The following is a 2,230-nucleotide window of genomic DNA, read 5'->3' as shown; positions in this document are numbered from 1 at the left end:
GATGCTTGGCGAAAGCTTCAGAGCCAGCCCTGGCGCATCATGTCCATCGGTTACCGAAAATGGGCGCATGAGTTCTAATCAATGAGCGCTGGTATAAGTTCGATGCAAAACTCCGGGTTCTTTTTTCCACACGGCAGAGCTTGGGCAAACAGAAACCTGGCGCTGGATTACGCCTCAGGCCTGGCGTTCCTTGTCCACATGATTGCAATGCCGTGGCCTTTGTAGACAAACCGGTCCGCATGCCTGCATCGCTGTCCCGGGTCATACCGGCAATGGATTCGATAACATTCCCGCTTTACTGCGAACATTTTCCGGTAGCGTGCTTCCCCGCCGCCATCAGCCCTTTGGGGTAACACGAGCACCGCAAATGAATTGTTCAAATCGATCCCAGTTATTGCCTTCGCCGCTCTGCTCACACCATTGTGCGATACTTTGAGGTCCGCCCTAAGAACGAGTTTGGAGTTTAGAAAATCTGCAGAACTGACCCGCTAATCGAAGAATCAGCAAAACTCGCCCGCTATCCACAAACCTATCGATAGGAAGGGGTTAGGAACTCAAAGCAAGCTTGGCGGATAGAGCGGTCAGTGACCTGCCACTGCGAATTTCCTCCAGAATTGATTAGTCCGGCCTATTGAAGGACGGACGCATGAAGAAGCAGAGATTTACGGAATCAGGAATCCGTTAGTATGGTATAATTAACGCGGTCCGAGATCAGATCAAAGAAACAGCGCGATTTCGAATGTTACACCTTGCTCCACCGCGAAATAAACGCCGGGAATGGGGCACTGCCGGGCAACACATTGTAGACGTGCTCTCCGACGTTCAATATCCCCGCCAAGGGCCTTTTGATCGTCAGAGGAATTCTCAAAATCATACTGTTGAGGATCGCGATATAACTGGGGCCACCTATTGCCGTAGTGTCTACGAGATCCAATTCACCGGAGAATATTTGGCGTAGCTCCTCTAGCGAAATTGCTCTCTCCGTCTCGTCTTCAAAATACCTATCTGCTCTATACCACGCATTGCGCACGCGGTTCAGAAAGAAGTTGGCATTCGGTTCATACGCAATCAGGTAGCCGCCCCTTTTCAAAAGACTGCCGATCGCGGCAGCAGTACCTCCAAGGTCACTGACCATGTGATGGATACCTCCCACGACAATGGCGAAGTCAAATTTTTCGCCCTCGTGCCGATAGGTCGAGAAATCGCTCTCGTTGGCAGGGAAGCCAGTGTTCCTCACGTAGCTTTCACACGCGCGTGACGAGATGTCGAACCCCTCGAAAGAGGCCGTGGGAAACATTTCACGGACTAAGATAGTGTTCCATCCGCTACCGCACGCGATATCCGCCACTCGTTTTCCTGCTAGGTTCAAGCCCTTGAGCGCTGGCTTGAATAAAAACTGCCGCCGGTAATCCAGTGATGTCTTGTCATAATAATGCTGCTCATACTCGTCGTGCATCGCCTCGTAGTGAGCTTTTTGGACGTTATCGTTCATCTCGAATCCGACGATAGGTTCAACCGAAGACCGGAATGTACCTTAACAACAGGACGACGTTAATGGCTAAATCCCGGAAGCCGACAACAATAAAGCGGGCTCAACTGCTTCTATAGCCGGCGCTTAGCAGCTTTGAACGATCGGCATCAAATGGCAGTCAGCCGATCGGTCTTTTATAGTACCAATCTCCTCATGAAAGTTACATGCGTGCAATCAAGGTATATCGGATAACGCGGTCTTCCATCGCGAGGGCGCCGCTTCTAGCCGCCATCTCGTTTCTCTCAGGCGAGTTGCCAACGATGTGAGCGATCATCGGCATCGCAGCTTTGCTGAACTTTCCTGTGGTCAAGTTGGAATCGTCGCTGTTATACCGCCTCGCGATGTGGTGACAGGATTTTAAATGCTCGCCGCAGCTGCTACGTCTGCACCGACCACAATATAGAGTTCTGATTTATAATGCTTCAGCAAACGCGGCTTGATAGATTAGGCTTAATAAACACGGATAGCATGGCAGGCCGCTTTAGGGCGCGCTACATTGTCCTAGTCCTGATGTCGGCAGTTTTAGGCCTCTTTTGGGTCTTGGTATCGACAACCCCGATCGATACAGGTCCTACGCTGGCAAATATTGTCTGCCTTCTTGCCATAAGAGCCTGACCGAAAAAGAGTTGAGTGATTTCAGTAGGATGTGATTCCGTCGGATTTGTTCAAGATTCGAAGGAGTTCACGATGGCCTGGACC

Annotated in this window: 1 protein-coding gene; it reads right to left on the bottom strand. The window is 50.8% G+C overall.

What is annotated here, in order from left to right; all coding sequences use genetic code 11:
* Positions 1-742: 742 nt before the first annotated feature.
* A complete protein-coding gene (locus tag EV561_RS36895; RefSeq protein ID WP_132528775.1) occupies positions 743-1,492 on the bottom strand; it encodes a class I SAM-dependent methyltransferase in 750 nt (249 codons plus the stop codon).
* Positions 1,493-2,230 lie beyond the last annotated feature (738 nt).

It is taken from the genome of Rhizobium sp. BK376 (assembly GCF_004341625.1).
GTDB lineage: Bacteria > Pseudomonadota > Alphaproteobacteria > Rhizobiales > Rhizobiaceae > Rhizobium.
Note: the sequence above shows the minus strand (reverse complement) of the source record. Positions and strands in the feature narration are given on the sequence as shown.

Excerpts from the sequence above, each read along its gene's own strand:
- EV561_RS36895 (WP_132528775.1), bottom strand. The coding sequence starts at position 1,492 with ATGAACGATAACGTCCAAAAAGCTCACTACGAGGCGATGCACGACGAG.